The sequence below is a fragment of the Chamaesiphon polymorphus CCALA 037 genome, from assembly GCF_003003845.1.
Classification (GTDB): Bacteria; Cyanobacteriota; Cyanobacteriia; order Cyanobacteriales; family Chamaesiphonaceae; genus Chamaesiphon; species Chamaesiphon polymorphus.
Genome location: NZ_PVWO01000308.1, coordinates 1 through 7,123 on the forward strand (window position 1 = coordinate 1; position 7,123 = coordinate 7,123).

3 protein-coding genes are annotated in these 7,123 nt (G+C 47.1%); all 3 read left to right on the top strand.

Annotated features, from left to right (window positions below; translation table 11 throughout):
* Nucleotides 1–40: 40 nt before the first annotated feature.
* Entirely contained in the window at nt 41–1,114 is a 1,074-nt protein-coding gene (gene cax / locus C7B77_RS19865) for a calcium/proton exchanger (RefSeq protein ID WP_106308812.1), read from the top strand.
* Between the two features lie 537 nt (nt 1,115–1,651).
* Entirely contained in the window at nt 1,652–2,707 is a 1,056-nt protein-coding gene (locus C7B77_RS19870) for a PEP-CTERM sorting domain-containing protein (protein ID WP_245894279.1), read from the top strand.
* A 443-nt stretch (nt 2,708–3,150) separates the two neighbouring features.
* On the top strand, nt 3,151–7,123 hold a 3,973-nt coding region (locus C7B77_RS19875; RefSeq protein ID WP_106308817.1), incomplete at its 3' end, for a magnesium chelatase subunit H.

The following is a 7,123-nucleotide window of genomic DNA, read 5'->3' on the forward strand; positions in this document are numbered from 1 at the left end:
CCATCCACCCATTCACCCCTACATCCACCCATCCACCCCTATGTCCATCAAAAAAATCATCTCCATCGGATTACTCATCTTCGTGCCGATTTCGATCGCGGCAGAATCTCTCCATTGGGGAGATCTAACTGTATTTATCACCTCAGCACTGGCAATCGTGCCCCTGGCCATCTGGCTGAGTACAGCAACAGAAGAAGTAGCAATAGTCACTGGCCCCTCCGTAGGCGGGCTGCTAAACGCCGTATTTGGGAATGCGACAGAATTGATTATTGGGCTAGTCGCGCTTAAGGCTGGCTTGATCGATATTGTCAAAGCGAGTATTACGGGCACGATTATTAGTAATCTGCTACTGGCAATGGGTTTATCGATGTTCTTGGGTGGTTTGAAGTTTAAGGAACAGGAATTTAAACCGATCGTGGCACAAGTGAGCGGTTCGTCAATGACACTGGCGGTAATTGCTATTTTACTGCCGACGATGGCGTTTTATTCAGCAAACCAATCTGAGACATTTGCCGTCGAAGAACTCTCGATCGCGGTAGCAATTATTTTGATCGTAGTTTATGCGATGACTTTAGTTTTTTCGCTCAAAACTCATAGCTACTTATATGATGTCAGCTTAGTCGATCTAGAAGTGGAAGCTACCGGACACAAACCAGATTTACGCTTGTGGTTATCGATCCTGGTAATTTCAACTTTAGCCGTTGCCTATGAATCAGAAATGTTTGTCGGCGTTGTGGAATCAGCGACTAAAGGCTTGGGTTTGACGCCCTTATTTACAGGCGTAATTCTCTTACCATTGGTTGGCGGTGCCGCAGAATATGTAACGGCGGTAGGAGTAGCGATTAAAAATAATATGGATCTATCTGTCTCGGTGGCGATGGGTTCGAGTTTATTAGTCGCTTTATTAATGGCACCACTTTTAGTATTAGTCGGCTACGCGATCGGTCAACCGATGGAATTGAATTTTAATCCCTTTGAAGTTGTCGCAGTGGGAGTCGCCGTAGTTGTCGCTAATTTAATTAGTCTGGACGGTCGATCGAACTGGCTCGAAGGAATATTATTACTGGCAACTTATCTAATTTTAGCTGCGGCGTTCTACTTTTTACCGATTTGAGATCGCCGTAAATTCAGGTTTCTAAGCATAAAAGCGTATGAATATAGCGATCGAGTAAGCCATTATGCTTATTTAAATATGACAAAGAGATAAGTTTTAGGCTGGGCGGATATCTCGATCTTCCTGGGAGATAGAGCGTGCTGAATCTACCGTCTTTTAAGAATTTATCGGCTCAATTTAATTAGTGTTTAGACCTGAAAAATTGAGGGATATCGATCGAGTGCAATATTAAGTAAATCGATTTTCTCGATCGTCAACGTGTGCTAATACACATCAATAATAAGCCATTGTGCTGACTCCAAATTTAATTGAAGTTGGTAAGATTGTCGTGCATCAAAATAATACACATGTGCCTCATGCAAATTAAAAGGCATCACAGTGTTGACAAATGCTTACCACTCAAAAGACTATCGCTAGGGATAAAACTCTGTTAGCTGACTAGTCGCTCGAATGCGTAAATCCATATCTAAGTTAAATTTCTCATTAAGCTATTTTCTGTTTTACGCGTCAACTTCTAGCGATCGAAAATTTATCCAAATGAAATTCAAAAGAATCTTAAGTTTAGCTTTAGGATCGAGTGCAGTACTAAGTTTTGGCGCGATTGAAGCCCCTAAAGCGAGTGCAGCACTGCTAACTTCCTATCAATTTAATGGCAACGGAAATTGGTCGCTTGATGGTGTAGGGAGTAATGGCACTCCAGTAGGCAATATTAGTGCTTTTGTGCCTGTAGGTTCGAGAGTTGAAAAAGCTTTTCTTTACAGTACTACTTACTTTAACAGCAACTCATTCGTCCCAACTGTTAACTTTGATGGGACTACTTACAGTAGTGCCGCATGGACTAATCTTGGCACTACATCAGGTGCTAGCCTAACAGCTTTCCGTGCAGACGTTACAAGTCAAGTTGCGGCTAAGATTGGAACTGGAAGTGCTTCAGATTTCATTTTTTCCGTCCTGAGTGAAAGTCCCAATAGCAGTATTGACGGTGAAGCCTTAGCAATTGTGTATAGCAACCCAAATGAGCTGGAAAGGACGATTGCTTTTCTAGATGGTTTCACTAATCCCGCAGGTGATACCACTTCTGTAAATTTAGCCGCTCCACTGACGACTACTCAACTCTCAGATCCAAATTTTGAAGCCTTGCTGTCTCTAGGTATTGGTTTTAGTGCAGGGGGCGCGAACAGTCAATCCTCTAGAGTCGATATTAATGGTGCGCGATTGACTACGGCTGCTGGCGGCTTTGATGATGGTGCTGAATTAAATGGAGCATTGATTACTATCGGCGGTCTTGGTGACAGCACTGGTAACCCAACCAGTCCCAACAGTATTAGTGCGCTCGATGATGAGCTTTACTCGCTTAACTCATTGCTAGCTGCTGGCAACACCCAAATTAAGATCGATACGCTCAATCCATCAAACGATGATAATATCTTCTTTGCTGGTATCAATATCACTGCCCGAGCAGGAGTTAACGCGCCACCACCACCTCCATCTACAACAGCCGTTCCCGAACCCTTCACGATCGTGGGAACTCTTATCGGTGCTGGTACGGCATTCCGGATGAGAAAAAGATTGAAAGCTACTAACAAATTGTAGATTTAACCGATCGAATTAGAGCACCAGAGAAATTTATAGATTTCGGAAACGATTTCTAGAGTTTCTCTGGTGCTTTGTGCTGAGTGCAGCTATTTTGAGCTTCATGTCAATCACCCGCTATCTTGAATTTGCAGATGCGCCTCCTGCCCAACTATTAATATTTGTGTAGATAAATTGAGGCAAAACCAAAGATTTTAGTTTTGAACGCGAATAAATGTTAAGTTTTTGTTTGCAAATTGTGTCGGACAAAGCCAGAAAGTACCACCCATCATGGATTTTCTGCTAAAACTACTAGAGAGTAAGCACTGAGTGGACAATCCGCAGCCGACGCTACAATATGTAAAAAATCGCTGTAACCAGATCCCGCTCGGTCGCGCTACACTTCAAATCCAAGCCACTTGCCTTAAACTTCACTAGAATTTATCCCGTAGGAGCGATACCGCATGTTCACTAACGTCAAGTCCACCATTAGACATATAACTCCCGACGATGTACGGGGCAGACAGTTATTGAAGGTGGTCTATGTCGTGTTAGAGCCACAGTATCAGAGCGCGTTGTCTGCTGCTGTCAAAGCCATTAACGACCACAACCCCAAAGTCGCGATCGAAATTAGTGGCTATCTTCTAGAAGAACTGCGCGATCCCGAAAATTATGCCGGACTAGAGCGCGATATCCAAACCGCAAATATCTTCATCGCTTCACTAATTTTTATTGAAGATTTAGCCGAAAAAGTTGTCGCCGCCGTTGCCCCCCATCGGGATAATTTAGATGTCGCAGTAGTCTTTCCCTCGATGCCTGCTGTGATGCGGTTGAGCAAAATGGGTAGCTTCTCGTTAGCACAATTAGGACAGTCTAAAAGTGCGATCGGCGAATTCATGAAAAAGCGCAAAGCTAATGCTGGCGCGGGTAGCTTCCAAGATGGAATGCTCAAGTTATTGAACACTTTACCCAATATTCTCAAGTACTTGCCGATGGAAAAGGCGCAAGATGCGCGCAACTTTATGTTGAGTTTCCAGTATTGGTTGGGCGGTACGCCAGAGAATTTGGAAAACTTCTTGTTGATGTTGGCCGATCGATACGTCTTAAAAGAAGATGATACGCTCAATTCGGCAACTTCCGCAGGCGCAATTAAATATCAAGATCCCGTCACTTTCCCCGATATGGGAATCTGGCACCCGATGGCACCACAGATGTTTGAGGATGTCAAGGAATATCTAAATTGGTACAACAGCCGTCGCGATGTCTCCGAAGATCATAAAGATCCGCTCGCTCCTTGTATCGGCTTAGTATTGCAACGCACCCACATCGTCACGGGCGATGCGGCGCATTATGTAGCGATGCTCCAAGAGTTTGAAGCCATGGGCGCGCGGGTAATCCCAATGTTTGCCAGCGGTCTGGACTTCTCCAAGCCCCTAGAAGCCTTCTTCTTCGACCCGATCGACAAAAACAACGCGATCGTCGATGCAGTGGTCTCCCTGACTGGATTTGCCCTCGTTGGCGGGCCAGCGCGACAGGATCATCCCAAGGCAATTGAAGTATTAAAACGTTTGAATCGTCCGTATATGGTGGCGTTACCTCTGGTCTTCCAAACTACGGAAGAGTGGGAGGAGAGCGATTTAGGTTTGCACCCCATTCAGGTAGCTTTACAGATTGCCATCCCCGAATTAGACGGCGCGATCGAGCCTATCATTCTATCAGGTCGCGATGGTTCGACCGGACGCGCGATCGCGCTGCAAGATCGGATCGAAGCGATTGCCGGACGTGCCATGAAGTGGGCGAATCTCCGCCGCAAGCCAAAAATTACTAAAAAGGTCGCGATTACCGTCTTTAGTTTCCCACCCGATAAAGGGAACGTCGGTACTGCGGCATATTTAGACGTATTTGGTTCGATTTACGAAGTCCTCAAATCCATGCGGGATAACGGCTACGATGTCCAAAATATCCCCGCATCGCCCAAGGAACTGCTCGAAGAGGTAATTCACGACGCGCAAGCACAATATAATAGCCCCGAATTGAACGTGGCTTATCGGATGTCAGTGCCAGAATATGAAGCACTCACACCTTATTCCGAGAAACTTCACGAAAGCTGGGGGCCACCACCAGGTAATCTGAATAGCGACGGTCAAAACCTGGTTATTTACGGCAAACATTTCGGAAATATCTTCATCGGCGTACAGCCAACATTCGGTTATGAAGGCGACCCGATGCGGTTGTTATTCTCCCGTTCCGCCAGTCCTCACCACGGTTTTGCGGCTTATTATACTTACCTCGAAAAAGTCTGGGAAGCAGATGCCGTTCTCCACTTCGGTACCCACGGTTCGCTGGAATTCATGCCAGGGAAACAAATGGGGATGTCCAACGACTGCTTCCCCGATAGTTTGATCGGTAATATTCCCAACCTTTACTACTACGCAGCAAATAACCCTAGCGAAGCAACGATTGCCAAACGCCGTTCCTACGCCGAAACTATTTCTTACCTAACTCCCCCCGCCGAAAATGCCGGATTGTATCGCGGTTTGCAAGAATTAGGCGAACTCGTCGGCTCCTATCAAGCCTTACGCGATAGCGGTCGCGGCGTCCAAATTGTGAATACGATTATGGATAAAGCGCGGATTTGCAACCTAGATAAAGATGTCGATTTACCCGATGTCGATGCGGGGACGATGGCAATCGAACAACGCGACAATATCGTCGGTGCCGTCTATCGCCGCCTGATGGAAATCGAATCGCGGCTACTTCCCTGTGGCTTACACGTCGTTGGTAAACCACCCACAGCCGAAGAAGCGATCGCGACGCTAGTAAATATAGCATCACTCGATCGAGAAGAAGAAGGACTCAAAGGGTTGCCCCGGATTATCGCTGAAAGTATCGGACGCAATTTAGAGCAAGTCTATCAAAGTAACGATCGCGGTATCCTCGAAGATGTCCAACTGTTACAAGATATTACCCTCGCCGTCCGCGAAGCTGTATCTGCCATGGTCAAATCCCAAGTCAACGAAGAAGGACGAGTTTCTTTCCTGGCTAAGTTGAATATCTTCAACAAGGGTAAAAAAGAACCTTGGGTCGAATCCCTTCATGCCTCTGGCTATAAACAGGTAAACCTCGAAGAAATCAAACCTCTCTTCGACTACCTCGAATTCTGCCTCAAACAAGTCTGTGCTGACAACGAACTCGGCGCACTCCTCCAAGGACTCGCAGGCGAATACATCCTCCCAGGGCCAGGTGGCGACCCCATCCGCAACCCCGATGTCTTACCCACAGGTAAGAACATGCACGCCTTAGATCCTCAATCTATCCCCACCGAAGCCGCAGTTAAATCGGCTAAAGTGGTCGTGGATCGACTACTCGATCGACAAATGCGGGAAAATAACGGACTATATCCCGAAACGATCGCTTGCGTCCTCTGGGGTACAGACAACATCAAAACCTACGGTGAATCCCTGGCTCAAATCATGTGGATGGTCGGTGTCAAACCCGTCCCCGATGCATTAGGACGAGTCAATAAACTCATCCTCATCCCCCTCGAAGAACTGGGTCGTCCCCGCGTTGATGTGGTCATCAACTGTTCCGGTGTCTTCCGCGACCTCTTCATCAACCAGATGAACCTGCTCGACCAAGCCGTAAAAATGGCCGCCGAAGCCGACGAACCCCTCGAAATGAACTTCATCCGCAAACACGCCTTAGCCCAAGCCGAAGAAATGGGAATCAACCTGCGTCAAGCCGCCACCCGCGTCTTCTCCAACGCCTCCGGTTCCTACTCTTCTAACGTCAACCTGGCGATTGAAAATAGCACCTGGGACAACGAAGCCGAACTTCAGGAAATGTACCTCGGACGCAAATCCTTCGCCTTCAACTCCGATAACCCTGGCGTAATGGATAACGCGCGCGAGATTTTTGAAACCACCCTCAAAACCGCCGAAGTCACTTTCCAAAACCTCGATTCCTCGGAAATCAGTCTGACCGATGTATCCCACTACTACGACTCAGACCCCACCAAAATCGTCGCCAAACTGCGGGATGACGGCAAAATGCCTTCTTCCTTCATCGCCGACACCACTACCGCCAACGCTCAAGTTCGCAGCCTCTCCGAAACCGTTCGCTTAGACGCCCGCACCAAACTACTCAACCCCAAATGGTACGAGGGGATGCTCTCCCACGGCTACGAAGGCGTGCGCGAACTCTCGAAACGCTTAGTCAATACCAGCGGTTGGAGTGCTACAGCCGGAGCGGTGGATAATTGGGTCTATGAGGAAACCAATGACACATTTATCAAGGATAAAGAGATGTGTAAGCGGTTGATGGATCTCAATCCGAACTCGTTCCGCAAGATCGTTTCGACGCTCCTTGAAGTGAATGGACGCGGTTATTGGGAAACCAGTGATGAGAATCTCGATATGCTCCGCGACCTCTATCAGG

Coding starts and splice junctions, on each gene's coding strand:
- cax (WP_106308812.1), top strand. CDS start 41: ATGTCCATCAAAAAAATCATCTCCATCGGATTACTCATCTTCGTGCCG.
- C7B77_RS19870 (WP_245894279.1), top strand. CDS start 1,652: ATGAAATTCAAAAGAATCTTAAGTTTAGCTTTAGGATCGAGTGCAGTA.